17 protein-coding genes and 1 pseudogene are annotated in these 18485 nt (G+C 37.6%); 7 read left to right on the forward strand and 11 right to left on the reverse strand.

Features of this window, described 5'->3' with window-relative positions:
- Positions 1–52 precede the first annotated feature (52 nt).
- Positions 53–268, forward strand: coding sequence for a YnfA family protein (locus LQV35_RS09175; RefSeq protein ID WP_230057010.1), 216 nt, complete (start codon positions 53–55; stop codon positions 266–268).
- A gap of 85 nt (positions 269–353) precedes the next feature.
- Here the strand turns inward: LQV35_RS09175 and LQV35_RS05595 are convergent, their stop codons facing one another.
- The 3 genes from LQV35_RS05595 to metE are packed head-to-tail and all read right to left on the reverse strand — an operon-like array spanning position 354 to position 4114.
- Positions 354–857 carry a hypothetical protein gene (locus tag LQV35_RS05595; RefSeq protein WP_230056890.1) on the reverse strand — a complete coding sequence of 168 codons (504 nt, stop codon included), beginning with the start codon at positions 855–857 and terminating at the stop codon, positions 354–356.
- 44 nt (positions 858–901) lie between these two features.
- Complete coding sequence (locus LQV35_RS05600) at positions 902–1783, reverse strand: methylenetetrahydrofolate reductase (protein ID WP_230056891.1); 882 nt, start codon at positions 1781–1783, stop codon at positions 902–904.
- A 60-nt stretch (positions 1784–1843) separates the two neighbouring features.
- Entirely contained in the window at positions 1844–4114 is a 2271-nt protein-coding gene (metE, locus tag LQV35_RS05605) for a 5-methyltetrahydropteroyltriglutamate--homocysteine S-methyltransferase (protein WP_230056892.1), read from the reverse strand.
- A 401-nt stretch (positions 4115–4515) separates the two neighbouring features.
- Between metE and LQV35_RS05610 the strand changes: the two genes are divergently transcribed.
- Positions 4516–5862 (forward strand): FAD-dependent oxidoreductase, encoded by a 1347-nt coding sequence (locus LQV35_RS05610; RefSeq protein WP_230056893.1) that lies wholly within the window; start codon positions 4516–4518, stop codon positions 5860–5862.
- A 53-nt stretch (positions 5863–5915) separates the two neighbouring features.
- Here the strand turns inward: LQV35_RS05610 and LQV35_RS05615 are convergent, their stop codons facing one another.
- The 4 genes from LQV35_RS05615 to rsmA are packed head-to-tail and all read right to left on the reverse strand — an operon-like array spanning position 5916 to position 10582.
- The gene (locus tag LQV35_RS05615; RefSeq protein ID WP_230057011.1) at positions 5916–6680 is read right to left on the reverse strand and encodes a pseudouridine synthase; all 765 of its coding nucleotides are present in this window, start codon (positions 6678–6680) and stop codon (positions 5916–5918) included.
- Positions 6681–6688: 8 nt separating this feature from the next.
- On the reverse strand, positions 6689–7651 hold the full coding sequence (locus LQV35_RS05620; protein ID WP_230056894.1) for a KpsF/GutQ family sugar-phosphate isomerase: 963 nt from the start codon (positions 7649–7651) through the stop codon (positions 6689–6691).
- Between the two features lie 8 nt (positions 7652–7659).
- On the reverse strand, positions 7660–9756 hold the full coding sequence (locus tag LQV35_RS05625; RefSeq protein ID WP_230056895.1) for a ribonuclease J: 2097 nt from the start codon (positions 9754–9756) through the stop codon (positions 7660–7662).
- A complete protein-coding gene (rsmA, locus tag LQV35_RS05630) occupies positions 9740–10582 on the reverse strand; it encodes a 16S rRNA (adenine(1518)-N(6)/adenine(1519)-N(6))-dimethyltransferase RsmA (RefSeq protein WP_230056896.1) in 843 nt (280 codons plus the stop codon). The genes LQV35_RS05625 and rsmA overlap by 17 nt, the downstream gene beginning before the upstream one ends.
- Before the next feature lie 124 nt (positions 10583–10706).
- Between rsmA and hisF the strand changes: the two genes are divergently transcribed.
- The 4 genes and pseudogenes from hisF to rlmN all read left to right on the forward strand — a co-directional run.
- Positions 10707–11465, forward strand: a complete 759-nt coding sequence (gene hisF / locus LQV35_RS05635; RefSeq protein ID WP_230056897.1) for an imidazole glycerol phosphate synthase subunit HisF — start codon at positions 10707–10709, stop codon at positions 11463–11465.
- Between the two features lie 65 nt (positions 11466–11530).
- On the forward strand, positions 11531–12217 hold the full coding sequence (locus tag LQV35_RS05640) for an aspartate/glutamate racemase family protein (RefSeq protein WP_230056898.1): 687 nt from the start codon (positions 11531–11533) through the stop codon (positions 12215–12217).
- A 711-nt stretch (positions 12218–12928) separates the two neighbouring features.
- Positions 12929–13594, forward strand: coding sequence for a purine-nucleoside phosphorylase (locus LQV35_RS05645; RefSeq protein WP_230056899.1), 666 nt, complete (start codon positions 12929–12931; stop codon positions 13592–13594).
- Positions 13591–14703 (forward strand): annotated as a pseudogene (rlmN, locus tag LQV35_RS05650) (dual-specificity RNA methyltransferase RlmN); the annotation flags it as partial. The gene LQV35_RS05645 and the pseudogene rlmN, both read left to right, overlap by 4 nt.
- Before the next feature lie 542 nt (positions 14704–15245).
- Here the strand turns inward: rlmN and LQV35_RS05655 are convergent.
- The 3 genes from LQV35_RS05655 to LQV35_RS05665 form a co-directional block, all read right to left on the reverse strand.
- The gene (locus tag LQV35_RS05655) at positions 15246–15938 is read right to left on the reverse strand and encodes an ion transporter (protein ID WP_230056900.1); all 693 of its coding nucleotides are present in this window, start codon (positions 15936–15938) and stop codon (positions 15246–15248) included.
- Between the two features lie 271 nt (positions 15939–16209).
- The gene (locus LQV35_RS05660; RefSeq protein ID WP_230056901.1) at positions 16210–16686 is read right to left on the reverse strand and encodes a hypothetical protein; all 477 of its coding nucleotides are present in this window, start codon (positions 16684–16686) and stop codon (positions 16210–16212) included.
- Positions 16687–16695: 9 nt separating this feature from the next.
- A complete protein-coding gene (locus LQV35_RS05665) occupies positions 16696–16968 on the reverse strand; it encodes a hypothetical protein (RefSeq protein ID WP_230056902.1) in 273 nt (90 codons plus the stop codon).
- Between the two features lie 167 nt (positions 16969–17135).
- On the opposite strand from LQV35_RS05665, the gene LQV35_RS05670 reads away from it, so the two are divergent.
- Entirely contained in the window at positions 17136–17339 is a 204-nt protein-coding gene (locus LQV35_RS05670) for a transcriptional regulator (protein WP_229933218.1), read from the forward strand.
- A gap of 3 nt (positions 17340–17342) precedes the next feature.
- On the opposite strand, the gene LQV35_RS05675 is transcribed toward LQV35_RS05670, so the two are convergent.
- Entirely contained in the window at positions 17343–18470 is a 1128-nt protein-coding gene (locus LQV35_RS05675) for an RluA family pseudouridine synthase (RefSeq protein WP_230056903.1), read from the reverse strand.
- Positions 18471–18485 lie beyond the last annotated feature (15 nt).

Consider the following 18485-nt stretch of genomic DNA (forward strand, 5'->3'; position numbering starts at 1 on the left):
TTGAGAGTATTTTAAAAACGACAAACCAGCTTGGTATCTAGGCGTTGGCATAATATCGCTTGTACTTTTTGCCTCTGTTCTTACTCGTGTTGAGAGCGAGTTTGCTGGGCGTGCTTATGCAGCTTATGGCGGGATTTATATCATCTGCTCGCTTTTGTGGCTAAATTTTGTTGAAAAACAAGCCTTTACAAGATATGACCTACTTGGCTCACTCATCGCACTCATAGGCGCTATAATCATCATCTATCCAAATTTACTAAAAACTTAAGAAGCTAGGACTTATATCCTAGCTTATTGCCTACGCCAAAACTTTATAGCACAGCTATCTGAGTATAAGAAATTTTATTGTTTTCTTACTCTTCCTTTTTCTCTGCTTCTTTTTTTCTAGCTTCTAAATCAACTACTTTAACCTTGTAAAGTTCCACATCTCTTTCTTTATCTTGTAAATTTTCTTTCGCATTTTCTATTTTTTGAGTGTTTTTATTTTGAGTTGCTATCTCTAGCTCTTTTTTGGCTTTGTCTAAATCTTCAAGAGACTTATTATATCTATCTTTAGCTCTTTTTAGCATTCCCTCATCATAACTTACATCCCTAAATGATTCTACTTTACCAGTTTTAGGGTCTCTACCCAATATTCTATCAAGGCTACCCTTTCCACCTGGCATATCATAAGAGGGTTTAGTAATTTTACAATTAGTCAATGCTCTCATTTCAGGAGTGCATTCTTCTTCACTAAACTCAACTTTAGGGGTTGTGTCAATTTTTGATAAAATATCATCTATTTTATTAGCCTGATTTGCAACTGCAAAATTTATTAATCCTAATACCATTATCCCAATTAAACCCAATCTTTTCATCTCATTTCTCCTTATACTTTTTATATCTTAATTATATCATATTTTCATATATTTTTTAACTGCTTGCAAAGAACCAAACTAGCCTCTATCTCGGCTCGTTTTGCCATCACGCTTTCGATATTTAGGCTCAAATTTAGCCCATTTTTATCGCCAAATTCTTTAAGCTCGCCCCAAATTTCTTTGATGATTTGCACGCTTTCATTTAGATAATCACTTGATTTATTTAGCCTATCCTCAACGCTTGTTGGCACGCTAACACCAAGCCATTTTATAAAATCAAGCGTCTTTGCATTACCTGCCGTGCTAAATGTAAGAAAAATAGGCACATCTATACTAGCCTTAGCGCAATCAGCCAAAAACTGCCTCGCAAGCTGTGCATCAAAAATCGCCTGCGAGATGAAAAATTTTGCCCCCATTTCTAGCTTTTGGCGCATTCTCTTAGGCTCATCCCCCTTTTTAGCGTGGCGCTCACTTATGCAAACCCCACCAACCACAAGCTCATCAAACTCACACGCTATCTCATACGCCCTTTGTAGGCTTAAGCTCACACTTTGGTGCGAGTGTGTGGCGCCAACCAAGACATTCAAATTTGCGCTTTGTTGTTTTAAAGATTTGCGAAAACTGCTCTCATCATACGCCCCAGCGACCCTATAAAAGACGGGATTTGTGCTGACATTTAGGTAGTTTGAGTAATATCTTTGCGGGCTTAATGTCCCGCTAAACTCAAATGTCCGCTCACTATCACTTCGCCCACTCTCATCTTGCACCTCGTAAAGCACGAGTCCGTCGGCGTTTATGTCGTTTATGCGACCGCTCCATCGATCTGAAATTTCGCACAGTTTTTGCTCATCAAACTCAGCTTTTGGTGGGGTTAGAGCGTATAAAACTAGCTCTTTTTCTTTGTTTAAAATTCTGTTTTTTAGCAAGGATTTTCTTTAAAAAGAAGGTAAAGTTGCCCAAGCTCGGGCAACTATAAGTAAAATATATTAAAGTGCTCTAGCGATCTTAACCGCTTCGACCATATTTTTAAGGCTTGGCTCAACCTCTTCCCATTTTCTAGTTTTTAGTCCGCAGTCTGGATTTATCCAAAGTTGCTCTTTTGGAAGCACTTCAAGCAGTGCTTTTATCTGTGCGACCATCTCATCTACGCTTGGAATTCTTGGGCTGTGGATGTCATAAACACCTGGACCAACCTCTTGCTTATAGCCTACTGCTTTAAAAATTTTAAGCAGTTCGTTGCCTGATCTTGCCGTTTCTATCGAGATGACATCAGCATCCATAGCTTCTATAGTTTTTATAATGTCGTTAAACTCAGAGTAGCACATATGTGTGTGGATTTGCGTTTCAGGACGCGCAGAAGCGACTGAAAGCTTAAAGCAATCTACTGAAAATTTCTCATACGCACCGATATTTTCAGCCCTTAGCGGATAGCCCTCTTTAAACGCCGCTTCATCTACTTGAATGACCTTAATGCCAGCGTCTTGAAGGTCTGCTATCTCATCATAGATACAAAGTGCGAGCTGTTTTGCCACCTCGGCACGGCTTATGTCATCGCGCACGAATGACCAGTTTAGCATAGTCACAGGGCCTGTTAGCATACCTTTCATTATCTTGCTTGTCTTGCTTTGTGCGTAGCGTATCCACTCCACAGTCATCGGCTCTGGGCGGCTCACATCGCCAAACAAAAGCGGTGGCTTGACGCAGCGGCTACCGTAGCTTTGCACCCAGCCATTTTCACTAAACGCATAGCCCTTTATCTGCTCGCCAAAGTACTCCACCATGTCGTTTCTCTCAGGCTCGCCATGCACTAGCACATCTAACCCGCACTCCTCTTGAAATTTCACGCACTCATCAATGTAGGCTTTGATGTGGTTTTCATAAGCTAGTTTGTTTATCTCGCCTTTTTTGAAATTTTGACGCGCTACGCGAAGCTCTACGGTTTGCGGGAAGCTTCCTATCGTAGTCGTAGGTAAAACGCCGTAGTTTAGGGCTTTTTGCTGTATCTTGATACGCTCATCAAAGCTCATATCTCGCTCAAATTTACTTAAATTTGACACGCGATCTTTGACTGCTTTATCGTGTATAAGAGCCGAGCTTGCGCGAGAGTTTGCGCTTGCTTTATTTTGAGCGTAAATTTTACTTGCGACTTCGCATAGCTCTTTGTTGTTTGCTAGGCTAGTGATGATAGAAATTTCACTTAGTTTTTCAACCGCAAAGCTTAGCCAGCTTTTTACTTCATCGTTTAGTTTTTTTTCGTATTTTAGGGTAAATGGCACGTGAAGTAGTGAGCAAGATGAGCCGATGTAAAAGTCCTTTCCACCAAGCTTACTCTCAAGCTCTTTGACAAATTTTACCTTCTCATCGATGTTTGCCTTCCAAACATTTCTACCATCTACAACACCGGCAAATAGCTTTACATCTGAGTTTGCAAGAGCTGGTAGGGCTTGTGTGTTTTTTGCGCCGTGTATAAAGTCAAGTCCAAGACCATAAATTTTAGTCTTTAACACTTCATTTACAGCGTTTAGCGCGTGCTCGAAATATGTCATAAATATGATTTTAATGTTGCTTGAAACGCCTGTGAGTTTTTCATAAACTGGCGTGATCTTATCGCTTAGCGCGTCGCCCTTATCCGTTACAAATATTGGCTCATCAAACTGCACAAACACCTCATCATCAAGCTTTGAAATTTGCTCTAAAAGCTTTGCATACTCGCCTACTACAGCGTCTAAATGGCAAAACGCACAGCTATCATCTGTGGTCTTTGATAGCGCTAAAAATGTGATAGGGCCGATTAGGTTTATCTTTGTGTTTATGCCGTTTTGCTTTGCTTCGTTGTATTCGGCGATGATTTTTTCGCTATTTAGACTAAATTTCGTGTCTTTGTTTAGCTCTGGCACGATGTAGTGGTAGTTTGTGTTAAACCACTTTGTCATCTCCATAGCCACGGCTGACTTTTCGCCTCTTGCCATAGCAAAGTATAGTTCGCGTCCGCTAAGTCCGCGAAATCTAAACGGAATGCACCCAAGCGCGTAAATCGTATCAAGCATAAGATCGTAAAGTGAGAAGTCGTTGCTTGAGATGAGATCTATGCCGACCTCTTTTTGATAGGCCCAGTGGCGTGCTTTTAGCGTCTTTGCTGTGTCTTCAAGCTTTGCTTCATCAAAGCCCTCTTTTTTGCTCCAAAGCCCTTCAAGCGCGCGCTTAAGCTCTCTTTTTTCGCCAATTCTTGGAAAACCTGTAACGTAAGATTTTATCATTTTTATTCCTTTTTATTTTATATTTTTTAATTATGTTTTAAAGTGTTAAAAAAGTAAATTCAAAGGTGGATGACAGCCAGATTTTCGTAGTGAAAAGTGAAATTTATAGTATTCTTTGCCGATTAAATGAGAGGTTAGCTTGAGTAAATTTTTAACCTTACAAAAGTATGAATTCGCGCGGAGTTTAGCTCTCTTTACTCTGTTTTGACATGGGACGACGCATAGTTTTTCCTCATTATGTAAGTTTTGCGTAATTATAATATTTTTTGCCTTTTTTGTAAAGTAAATTTTAAAATTTTGTGAAATTTTTTCAAAAAAGTGTTAAAATTAAAACAAAAACTTAGGCTATTTTAAAGCTTTTTATGACTACAATTTGCCCACAATAAAACTTGGGGGCAAATATGCAAAATAGGCATTTTGATGTAGTTATCATAGGAGCTGGCACAAGCGGAACCGCGCTATTTTATGAGCTGGCAGCTTTTACAAATATAAAAAATGTTGCACTTTTGGAGAAATATGAGGGAGTTGCAACCCTAAACTCAAATGGTAGATGTAACTCACAGACAATACACTGCGGAGATATAGAGACAAATTATAGCTTTGAAAAGGCTAAGAGTGTCGCACAAATAGCTAAAATGCCAGTAAATTACGCCCTAAAGCACGGCTATGATGGGAAATTTATGTTTGCACATCAAAAGATGGTCTTAGCCGTTGGAGACAAAGAGGTCTCAAGTATTAGAGCTAGATATGAAAAATTTAAAGAAATTTACCCATATCTTGAGCTTTATGAAAGAGAGGATCTAAAACGGATAGAACCTAGCGTAGTCTTTGAGCTAGATGGCTCAGAGCGTAAAGAGAATATCGTAGCCATGGGCACTCACAATGGTACTTATACCACAATGGACTTTGGTGCGATGTGTAACTCACTTGTAAAAAATGCCCAAATTTTAGGCGGAGAAGGCTTTAAGCTTAAGCTAAATTGCAATGTTGAAGAGATTAAAAAAATAGGCGATACATTTTACCTAAAAACAAGCGATAAGCAAGCCATAAGCGCTAGCTATGTAGTCGTAGATGCTGGCTGTCACTCTCTTTATCTAGCACACAAAATGGGCTATGGGCTAGACCTTAGTACGCTGCCTGTGGCGGGTAGCTTTTACCTAACAAAAAAACGACTTTTAAATGGTAAAGTTTATATGGTACAAAACAATAAATTACCCTTTGCAGCGCTTCATGGCGATCCAGATATATTAGCTAGCGGTAACACTCGCTTTGGACCAACAGCGCTTGTCATGCCAAAACTTGAGCGCTATCACGGAAACTCTAGCTTTTTGGAGTTTTTAAGCTCTTTAAAACTTGATAAAAATGTACTTGAAGTCTTTATAAATTTGATAAAAGATGCTGACATTAGGCGATATGTTTTAAGAAATTTCTTATTTGAAATTCCACTAGTAAATAAAAAGGAATTTATAAAAGATGCTAGAAAGATAGTGCCTAGCCTAAAAGAGGAGGATATATACTATGCTAGTGGGTTTGGCGGAGTAAGACCACAGGTCATAAACAGGCATACAAAGCAGCTTGAGCTTGGCGAAGGGCGCATTAGTACAAACGACGGTATAGTCTTTAATATGACGCCAAGCCCAGGAGCTACTAGCTGTTTTGACACAGCACGCCGTGACCTTTTAGAAATTTGCAAATATCTTGATAAAAATTTTGATGAGCAAAAATTTAACGAAGAGCTTTTAAGCTAAATCTTTAAGAGCACTAACTAACACTAAGTTTATAAGTGTTAGTTAGTTTTTTGTTAGTAGTAAATTTTATTTACTTTTATAAAATCTCTTAAGTCGTCATATTCGCTGTTATTAAAATATCGCCACTTACCCTCTTTTAAAGTCCCAAGATCAACCCTGCCAAATGCAACACGCTTTAGCTCTACAACCTCAAGATCAAAATAGCCAAAAAACCGCCTTAGCTCACGATTTTTACCCTCATTTATCATAACTCGAAGTTTGGTATAACCACCACTACTACCAAAGATATCAAATGCCACAAATGGCTTAAATTCCATTGATTTTATGGCAGTTTTGGCATGTGCGCCTTTAGTTGCATCAGCTGCAAAAAATCCTTCTCTCATAGCGGTTTTTACCTCTTCAGTTATCTCACCTTTTACCTTAAGATAATATTCGCGTTCTATATCGCTTGCCATAAGTGCCGTTGCGATAGCTGGGGCGTCCGTTAGTAACAGCAAACCCTCACTTGCAAAGTCAAGTCGCCCAATACTAACAAATTTTGATAAACCGTTAGGTAAGTTATCATATATCGTTTTTCGTCCACGATCATCTTTTTTAGTTACTAACTCACCCTTTTGTTTATGATAGACAATCATCGTAAAATCCTTTTTGAGTCTTACGAGACGCCCATTTATTTTTACTTTATCATCATCACTAACACTAACACCAAGCTCACTAACAACTCTGTTATTAACACTAACTTTGCCCTGTCTAATAAGCTCGTCAGCCTCGCGGCGTGAGTAGTTTGTGTTATGAGATATAAATTTATTTAGACGCATTTTTTGCATTATTTTAATCCTAAACTTGTTAAATCATGAATATGAATCACGCCTTTTACTTTACCTTCGCTAGCAATGATAAGAAGCTGAATTTTAAACCTTTCTATCAAGGCAAGCGCATCAATAGCAAGCATATTTTCATCATCTAGTACTTTTGGATTTTTAGTGGCATAGTTTATAGCTTTTTCGTTGATATTAAAATTTTCACTCATCAAGGCTCGTCTAAGATCGCCATCACTTAAAACCGCAACTAACAAGCCATCTTTGTTAGTTAATAAAACATTGCCCATTTTACCGTGAGTCATCGTATCTATAGCAAGTTTTAAACTAACATCATCACTAACGATAGGTAAATTTTGTGTTAGCATTATATCTTTTACCTTTACAAAAAGTCGCTTGCCTAGGCTGCCTCCGGGATGAAAATTAGCAAAGTCTTCGGCTTTAAAATTTCGTTTTTGCATTAAACAAACAGCTAATGCATCTCCTAGTGCCAGTGTTAGTGTTGTAGATGTTGTAGGTGCGGCATTTAAAGGGCAAGCTTCTTTACTAACATCTATGCTAACAAATGCATCACAAAATTGACCAAGCGAGCTTTGATGACTTTTTGCCATACCAACGATACTAACACCAAAACGCTTAATGTGAGGCAAAATTTTAACTAACTCATCGCTCTCTCCGCTAAAACTGATAGCAAGCACGATATCATCTTTGCCTATCATGCCAAGGTCGCCGTGCATAGCCTCTGTCGGATGTAAGAAAAAGCTTGGCGTTCCAGTGCTTGCCAGTGTTGCGGCTATCTTTGCGCCTATATGCCCACTCTTGCCCACTCCAGTTACTACTACTTTGCCTTTTGAAGCATAAAGTAGCTCTACCGCCTGTGCAAATCCAGCTTCTAAATTTTGCGCTGCTCTTGTTAGCTCACTAGCCTCTAGCTTCAAAACTTCTTGTGCGATTTTTATAAGCTCGCTCATTATTATCCTTACATCACATATATTATCGGAACGATAGTTGGATACTTTTTAACTTTTCTAAAGATATGCTTGCGTATAACTTGCCTAATCTGGCTTTCAAGCATTCTATTATCTTTTAAAAGTTCCTCTTTGACATTGCTTAAAAATTGAACCAAAATTTCTTGCATCTCGCGACTAAACTCAGCATCTTGTTTGTTTGCAACAAGTCCGTAGCTAATAACACGCGACTTTCCGATGAGCTTTTGCTCGTGACTAGAAATTTGCGCGATAATCATTACAACGCCTGCTTCGGCGAGATTTTGACGGTCGATCACAACATCGTCAGATATTTGTTTGTTGATTTGATTATCTATAAATACCTTGCCTGTTTTTACAGTACGAACGCGCTTCATATATTTTTGGCATATCTCAACAACATCACCATCGCTCATTAAATACACATTTCTCTCATCAACACCACAGCTTATAGCTGTCTCTTTGTGTTTTGCTATGTGGTTGTACTCCCCATGAACTGGCAAGAAAAACTTAGGTTTTACAAGTCTTACCATGAGCTTTTGCTCCTCTTGTGCAGCGTGTCCGCTAACATGAATTTCGCTAAAGTCTTGATACGCGACCTTTGCGCCTGATTTTATTAAAAAGTTTAGAACGGTTGAAACGCTACTTTCATTACCAGGAATAGCTTTTGAGCTTATTATTATCTGATCGGTTGGCTTTATCTTTATATACTTATGTTCATCAGTTGCCATGCGATAAAGTGCTGACATCGTCTCGCCTTGTGAGCCTGTAGTTACAATAAGGACTTCGTTATCTTTAAATTTACTAACCTCATTTGCATCGATAAAGATTTTTTTATCTAGCTTTATATATCCAAGCTCCATAGCCGTAAATAAATTTCGCTCCATACTTCTGCCGATAACACAAACTTTGCGGTTGTATTTAAGTCCCCACTCAATAGCTTGATATACTCGGTGTATGTTTGAGCTAAATGTGCTCATTATAACGCGACCTTTTGATTTTGAAAATATCGAATCAAATGTCTTTCCAACGCTACTTTCACTCTTTGTAAAGCCATCTCGGTAGCTATTTGTGCTATCACTCATTAAACATAGCACCCCACGCTCACCATAGTAAGCAAGCCTACCAAGATCGGTTGGGTAACCATCTATTGGAGTATGGTCTATCTTAAAGTCTCCAGTATGAATTATCGTGCCCGCTTTTGTTGTTATGGCTAGTGCTGAAGCATCGATAATAGAGTGAGTTATATGTATCCACTCAACTTCAAAGTCACCGATAAGATAAGGTTTGCGTTTTTCTACTGAGCGAAATAGCGAGCGTTCACTCTTAAGTCCGTGCTCTTCAAATTTATTATTTATCATGCCAAGCGGCAGTGGCGTGGCATAGATAGGGAATTTAAACTCTTTAAAGAAGTAAGGCACTGCACCGATATGGTCTTCATGTGCGTGAGTTATGATGATGCCTGCTATCTTATCCTTTATCTTTCTTACATAATCAAAATCGGGTATAAGTATATCGACACCATGCATACTCTCACTTGGAAAACTCATGCCTATATCAACTATTATCGCACTTGTATCAGTCTCAAAGATAGTCATATTGCCACCTATCTCACCAAGACCTCCAAGCGGTATCACACGAACCTTATGATCACTTGAGTTTAGGTATTTTAATGGCTCGAGTATTAGCTGGTGAGCAGCCTCATTTGCCTGCATAGCTGAAGCTATATCTTGTTGCCAAGGCTCATTACCATTTAGTTTAGCTGGTAAATTTTTACGAATTTTTTTCTTTTTTTCGTTTTGTTTTTGTTCTGGTTTGTTAAAATTTTGCTCTTTTTGGTTAGTATTTTTGTTAGTGTTATGCCTTTTGTTATTTTGTTTGTTAGTGTTATCTTGAGTTGTTTTTTCAGGCTTTTTGCTATCATCAAAAGGTGCTGCAAAGAAGTTATCCACAACACTTTGTGCTTGTGTGCTAACTAACGCTGTGCTTGTGTTAGTCGCGTTAGTTTGTTTGTTTTTGTTTTTTGGACGAAAGCGGCGTTTTTTATTTGCCTTGCTCGTTCCAGTTACCTCGTTATTGTTTTCGCTCATTTTTTGCCTTTATTATGTTGTAAATTTTTAAATATAATAAGGCATTTAACTCATGCGGACGAATGTTTTGACTAAGCTCTAAACTCGCAAAAGCTTCATTTAAAAAAGCTTTATCGCAAATTTGGCTTAAATTTTTAAGCAAAGTCTTTCTTGGCGAGCTAAAAGAGCTCTTTAAAAAGCTCTGAAATTTTTCATACTCGCTAAAGCTTGCAAACACCCCATCAGGCGCGATTAGCTTTTGCTCTTTGCTTATCTTAAAAACTGATGACATTACCTTTGGGGCTGGTTCAAAGCACTCAGGAGCCACATCAAAAAGCAACTCCGTCTTAGCGTTAATGTTTGCCAAAACACCAAGTGAGCTAAACTCGCTCTCCCTGCCCTTACAGGTAAATTTTATCGCGACCTCTTTTTGCACCATGGCTATCACACCAGCACAAAAGCCGTCTTTAAGTGCGTTTAGCACCATTTTTGTCGCGACATAATAAGGTAAATTTGCGACCATTATATAAGGTCTATCAAGCAAGCTACCCTGCTCATCCCATGCTAAATTTGCATCTTTATGTATCAGTTTAAATCGTCCATCTTTGGCAAAATCTGCGAATTTTTGCTCTAAATGTGGCACGAGATCATCATCTATCTCGTAGCTACTCACGCTATATCCGCTCTTTAATAGCCAAGAAGTTAAATCACCTAAGCCAGGCCCAATCTCCACAACTCGCCCGCCAAAATCAGGCGTCGTTTGCTTGGGTATCGCTTGGATGATCTGCGTTAAAATGCTCTCATCTTTTAAGAAATTTTGACCAAATTTTTTCTTCGCTTTTAACATAATCCGCCGATTGTATCCAAAAAATACTTACAAAAGTTTTATTAAAAGTAAATTAGTTAAAAATATAAAGTTTTTACAAACAAAATAAGCCTACTTTTGCTACAATATCCAAAAAAGGATAAAAATGAACTACTTTGCAAAACGCATTATCCCTTGCCTTGATGTCAAAGACGGTCGCGTTGTAAAGGGCGTAAATTTCGTAGGACTTATCGACGCGGGCGATCCCGTGGAGATAGCCAAACGCTACAACGAAGAGGGCGCTGATGAGCTGTGTTTTCTTGATATCACGGCCACGCACCGCGGTAACAAAACCATCGTAGATGTCGTAGCACAGGTCGCTCGTGAGCTTTTTATCCCGCTAACCGTGGGCGGTGGCATAAGAAGCGTAGATGACATCTCGGCACTCTTAAACGTAGGCTGTGATAAGGTGAGCCTAAACTCAGCCGCCATTCACAACCCCACTCTCATCGATGAAGCCGCGAAAAAATTTGGCTCTCAGTGTGTGGTCGTGGCGATTGACGCTAAAAAAACAGAGCAAGGCTATCATGTATTTATAAACGGTGGATGCGTGGATACTGGGCTTGACGCCTTTGAGTGGGCGAAAGAAGTTGAGAGTCGCGGAGCTGGAGAAATTTTGCTAACTTCGATGGATGCGGACGGCACGAAGGCAGGATTTGAGCTAGAGCTTACAGGGCAAATGAGCCGTGAGCTAAATATCCCAGTCATCGCAAGTGGCGGAGCTGGGAGTATGGAGCATTTTAAGGACGCATTTTTAGCGGGAGCTGACGCGGCACTGGCGGCAAGCATTTTTCACTTTAAAGAGATAGAAATTTTAGCCTTAAAACGCTATCTTAGCGAAAACGGCGTTAGTGTAAGAGTGTAAATTTAAGTTTTAAGCTTAAATTTTAGACGCTAAACGCTCAATTAAAAACTTCAGCAAGGAAAAATATGAGAAAAATCGGACTAATAGCCGGAATGAGTTACGAATCAAGTGTGAGCTATTATATAGGCATAAACAAGCTTATAAACGAGCGTTTGGGCGGTTTAAATAGTGCTGAAATTTTACTGAGTAGTCTAAATTTTGAACCGATCGAAAAAGCCCAAAGGCAAAATGAGTGGCAAAAAGCAGGTGAAATTTTGGCAGGTCACGCAAAAATTTTAGAACTTGGCGGAGCGGATTTTATTTTAATATGCACAAACACCATGCACAAAGTCTATGACATGGTCCAAAATAGCGTAAAAATCCCTATCTTACATATCGCCACAGCCACATTAACAACCCTACAAAATGCCAAAGTAAAAAGCGTTTTGCTACTTGGCACAAGCTATACTATGCGTGAAAATTTTTATAAAGAAGTGCTTGTAAATGGCGGTGTAAATGTAGTAGTTCCAAATGAAAATGATATGAAATTTATAAATGATACAATTTTTAATGAGCTTTGTAAGGGCGAGATCACGCAAGTCACCAAAAATCGCTTTTTGCAAATCATAAAATCTCACTCTAATGAGATTAGCGGAGTGATTTTGGGCTGTACTGAAATCGGACTTTTGATAGAGCAAAAAGACAGCGAAATTTTGCTTTTTGATACTACACAAATCCACATAGAACAAGCTGTAAATTTGGCGTTGTCGTAAGTTTGATTTTATGATTTTTTTATATAATCCATTTTTATTAAATTTTACCAAACGTGTTCTTTTACAAAATGATGATACAATATTTTTAAATTGTATATGGACTACTGCCACCTTAACGCAAGTGTTTTTAAGCATATAAATTTAGTCTTAAAGACCAACTTAGTCAAAAACATAAAAATTTTATTTATCTAAAATTTGGATTAAATTATTTGCTATGTCACAACTATTTTCCCAAATTTCTTTAAAATCTTGATTTAAACGAGTATTTGCGTCTTTTTGCTAAGCAAACAAGCCTTTGTGAGAAAATATGTAGCTTTATCATAATCCGAGATAGAAAAAATATATTCCAATATTTGCACAACTTAGCATGTCATTATTTTGACATGAGCTTATTATACGCTCAACATCTGCTTGATCACCCTTAGTATTAAGATTTAAACTACTTAAATTTTGACAACCTAAATCATCTCCACCATCGCAAGATTTTTATATAAAATTGTATTGCCTTATCTAAATTTTGCTTTGTTTCTTGTGCTTTTTCATTTTTTGTCCTTTAAAAATTATCCTACATTTTACATATGCTTATAAAGTGCTTTTTTGGTTGCAAATTTATTAAAATTTAGACTGATTTTATATCATTTTGTACGCCACGATAGCTAAAATTTATCACTATTTTGCTATTATTTTAACTATTTTAAAATGAGAGAAAAAATGAGTAGATTGATAGTGTGTGCTGGGAAGAGTGAGAGTTTTGAGTTTGCCGTGCCAATCGGTATCGGACTAGTGGATAGTGCGATACGGCTAAGTAAAATTTTAACCAAACTCACCCTTTTTGATGAGCTAAAATGTGCGAAAATTTCAAGCGAAATCTTTCAAGAAATTTTGGCCACCGAGTATATCAAGTGTGAAATTTTGGCTAAATTCCTTGATAGACAAAGCAAAAATGGTAAGAAATTTTTGCCAAGCGAGGTTGTGTTTATAGGTACGGCTGGGCTTTATGATAGCGGAGAGTTGTTTGAAATTTTTGAGTATAAAAACGCTGCAAACATCGAAATTTCACTACTTGATGATAAGTCTTATGTGCCAGTTCCACAAGAAATTTTTAGCGATGTTTCACGAGAAACATTTATAAACTCATCAAATTTCATCACAAAAGACAAAGAGAGTGCAAAAAAGCTTCACAATCTGGGTGCAAAAGCGGAGAATATGGAGCTATTTTCCGTGCTAAAAACAGCCGAAAATTTTCATATCCCAGCTCGCGGCATACTCATCGCGACAAATTTTTGTGAGCCAAACGCACACGCACAGTTTATCAAAAATCACGCCCTAGCCAAAGATATGCTCACGCATTACTTAGAAATCGAAGGAATAATTTGAAAAATATACTAGACCTCACACTCGCCGAGCTTGAAACGCTCGTCACACCAAAATTTCGTGCAAAGCAAATTTATGAGTGGATATACAAAAAGTACGCAGACAGCTTTGATGAGATGACAAATCTCCCAAAAGAACTCCGCGAAAATTTAAAACAAAGCTTTCACTTCGAGCCATTAAAATACGCCAGAAGCGAAACCAGCCAAGATAAAAGCATAAAATACCTCTTTGAAGCGACCGATGGCTCACGCATAGAGAGCGTCTTGCTACCGATGAAAGAGGAGATGACGCACGAAGATGGGGGCATAAAACGCCACGCCCGCTACACCATATGCGTTAGCTCACAAGTAGGCTGTCGCATGGGCTGTAGCTTTTGTCTGACGGCAAAGGGCGGACTTACTAGAAACCTCAGTGCCGGCGAGATCGTGGGGCAAATTTTATGGATAAAAAGGGCAAACAACATACCATATGAGCGCCGTATAAACATCGTCTATATGGGTATGGGCGAACCGCTTGACAACCTAGCAAATGTCGCAAAAGCGGTTGAAATTTTAAAAGAAAATGACGGACTTGCTATCGCTCCTCGCCGTCAAACCATCTCCACAAGCGGACTTGCAACGCAGATAAAAAAGCTAGGTGAGCTAAATCTTGGGGTGCTACTTGCCATCTCGCTTCACGCCACTACCGATGAGCTACGAACGAAGCTAATGCCGGTAAATAAAGCATATAACATCGAGGCCGTTATGCAAGCGGTGCGTGAGTTTCCAGTCGATATGCGTAAGCGAGTGCTGTTTGAGTATCTCGTGATAAAGGGGCTAAATGACAGCATAAAAGACGCCAAAACGCTCGTAAAACTACTGCACGGTATCAAAGCTAAGGTAAATCTCATCTACTTTAATCCGCACGAAGGCAGTCCATACACGCGTCCAGATACCGAAACGATGATAAAATTTCAAGACTACCTATCGGCTCACGGCGTTAGTTGCACGATCCGCCAAAGCAAAGGACTTGACATATCAGCAGCTTGTGGTCAGCTAAAAGAGCGAAGCAAGGAGCAGATCACTCCAAATGCTATTAGTGAAAATCAAACTAACGTTAGTAAAAATGTGAGTGAAATTTCATCACAAAAAATTGCTAACAAGACAAGCCAAAAACAAAACTCACAAAGAGCTAATGCCGTTAGTAAAAACTTAATCAAAATAGCTAAATCAACGCTAAAAACTAGCGCTAACAAAAAGTCTAACAAAGCCACTAACGATAGCAGTTTAAAAACAGCAAAAAATAAAATCTCAAACAAAACTAACACTAACAAAAGGAGTAAGGCGTGAGTGTTTTGGATATAGCACAGATTGTATTTTTAGCAGTTGTGGCGTTAGTGGGAGTTGGCTTTGTCATCAAAGTCGTGCGCGATGAGAAGAAGTGAGTTTAATTATCTGCAAAATAATCGTTGCTAGTTAAATACAATTTTATAGCCATAAAATAAAATGGCTATAAATCAAATCTACTAACATTTTCATGAGACATAAAATTATTTTACCAAACAAAAAATACCAACAAAACCGATACAAATGAACTAAATTTATAATAGTATCAAAAAATCTACACCAAACAATAACCAATAACAAGATACATTATGATGGTGTTTTACACAAAACTAAACGTTACCTTTTTGTTTTATCTCATCTAAACTATTTACAATAACAGCCACAATTAAATTTAATACGACAAAAGAAACTATAAAAATATAACCAACAAATAATATCCATGCATATGGATAAAGCTTCATTATAGGTCTGACAACGCTCTCAGACCAACTTTCAAAAGTCATAATTTGAAAAAGTGTAAAAAAACTACTGCCTAAATCCCCAAAATACTCTGGAAACTCAGCTCCAAATAAATTTACGCACAATAATGCGTACACGTAATAAAATACCATCAATACAATAATAACCGAAAACATAGCTAGTATAGTGTGTAAAATAGCACTAGTAACAAGTCGCATAGAAGTAAAATGAGAAAAGACTTGCAAGAGCCGTAAAACACGAAAACTTCGCAGTATTATATAACTTATAGAAAAAATACTAACACCGATAACAATTAAATCAAAAATATTCCAACCACGCTCTACTTTATCTGTAAAAAACTCAAGCCTATAAACATAAAAACGTATAAAAATTTCAATCGTAAAAATAGTTAAACAAACATTATCTATCATGGCAAATAAAAACTCATACTTTCCAAGACTAGGTATGGTTTCAAGCCCAAAAACAACAGCATTTAGCATAATTACACCAAAAATAAAACTATTCCATAAATTTGATGATATGATTGTTTTAATATTTTGCATATGATCTCATTTTAATATTTATTTTTAATATTTTTATTTCCCAAAACAATAGCAAAAAGCATAATATATGGTATATTTTCACCTTCAAAAGGTAAAATTTTATCGCCATATATACACTCACCCATATCAAGCGTAGCACACAATACACTAGAATTTCTCCGACCATCGAGCCAAGTAGCAATATTATCCAATAATTTTTTAGGCAAATTTGCATTATCAGTTTTTAATTTATCCAGTGATTTTTTAGATTTTTTGACCCATATGGGACAAATTACAAAAAGAATTTTAAAGTCATAGCTAAAACGGTTTTTTGCATATCATAAAGTTGTAAAAAGTCATTAGATATAATATTTAAAGTGTTATTGCGTAAATTTTTATCATATTCTAAATCGATGCGTTTAACTTCCATGGCAATACTAAGATTTTCATTAAAAGCGACAAAATCGATAAATCTTTGATTAAATTTACAGTCTGATTTATATGCAAACTCACTAATCACGCAGTCAAATTGCTCGTATAACGCATATGAAATAGCACTATAATTGTATTTTTCACTAGGATATATAAGTGGAAAAACTATACTTTCTTCATTCATTTTATGAGATATTATGGCGGATTTTAGGTTTATTTTGAAAATTTTTTCAGTAAAAATAGTAAAAAATTTCTTAAAACTTCGCCCCTTATTTAATAAATCAGATGCAAAATATCTATCATCTAGGATATATTTGGCTCCCCAAAAATCCTCCATAAAGCTCACCTAAAACAATCTTAATGCAACTTTACCAGCGATTATAGGTAGCGGAGCCCCATTTGCATCATAGGTATTTGATGAGTTGGCACCATTTTTTGGCTTAACCTTATCTCCCTGGACTATCCATGTGTTACTTAAGGTTGCTCCATTTTTTGGTTTTAGCTCATTTCTTTCATAAATCCAAGTATTGCTCGAGGTTGCACCATTTTTTGGTTTCAATTCTCTACCATCCCACACCCAGCCGTCACACTCTCTACCATTCCAATTTATTTTTGGCATAACTTGCTCCTTTAAAAAGTTTTATAAGGAAATATTACATTCTATATCCTTAATAATTAATAAATATAAGTAATTATTACTTATATATTATATAAGTAAAGAAATATTTACTTTGTTGAGAGTTATAAATTCTTAGTCTAAAATCATACAAAAACAAGGTAAGTAAAATGGTAAATTTATCACAACGAGATATGGCTGGAATTTTGAAAATTGATACAAAAACTATCTATAATTGGCGAAAAAATAAACCGGAACTTTATCGTATTGTGATGTTAGGATTTAAATTTGACGAGCTTTTAAATCAAAATCGTAAAAATCTAGCAGAACTAGAAATAATAGCAGAAGAAAATAAAAATTTTAGGCTAAAATAAAAACTACTTTAAATTTTTATAAAATTCCGTTCTCACATCAACCGCACTTTTTATCTGAAATTTCTCGCCCTTAAACTCAAATGAAATTTTATCCGCATGAAGCAAAAGCCGACTTGCACCGGTGAGTTTTACCCGCTCATCTTCGCTCATCTCGCCGTCTAAAATTCTCACCACATCATCTTGTCCAAGCCCATAAAGTGGCTCACCTAAAATGCAATGTTGCACGTGAAACAAATGCAACCTTATCTGATGTTGCCGTCCAGTTAGCGGATAACACCGAAGCAAACTCGCGTCCACCCTTTCATCATAGCACAGTACTTCAAACACCGTCACGGTACTTTTGCCATCTTGAGCCTTGCTACAAATTTGCATTCTAGTTTTCACATCATCGTAGTTTTTCGCAAGTACCATACTTGCATTTACGACAAAAATTTCATTTTCTAAATTTATCCTATCGCGTAGCAACGAGCCAAAACCACTCTTTAAAAATTCTTGCTCCAAATTTTTGCCATTTTTTTCTGCTGATTTTTCACCGATCGTCAAAGCAAACACATCGCCATTTTTCACACGCCCAAACTCATCGGAGTAAAATTTCTCATCACTTAAAGCATTAAATTTCATCGCCAAACCACGCCTTACAAGCTCGCTCACGCACACCTTGCCACGCACCATTGCCAGATAGCTCTTGCTCACAGCCCTACTCTCAAATAGCCCCTTTAACTCCACTTGCGAAGCCTTATTTTTTGCCACGACGATGAGTCCGCTAGTTTCTTTATCCAGCCGATGAGCCACGGCTGCCTCTCGCCCAAAAAGCGAGTAAATTTCATCATTAAGCGAATATTGGCAGTGTCTGCCGTTTGGATGGCTTAGCACCCCGCTTGGCTTGTCAAACACCGCAAACTCTGCTCTTTCAAAGACTGGCTTTAGCCCCCGTGGCTCACACTCATACTCAACCAGCGTTACTTCGCCACGTAAGATAGCGTTTTTCTTACGCACAACCTCGCCGTTACACGCAAGTCTAGCCCTATCTATAAGGCGTTGTGCCGTTCTCATATCATATCCGAGCGAGATTAAAATTTCATACGCTTTTTTGCCGTCTGCAATGGCTACTTTTTTATTTATATAGGGCAATTTTTTCCTTCTATT

It is taken from the genome of Campylobacter suis (assembly GCF_905120475.1).
GTDB classification, from domain to species: domain Bacteria; phylum Campylobacterota; class Campylobacteria; order Campylobacterales; family Campylobacteraceae; genus Campylobacter_A; species Campylobacter_A suis.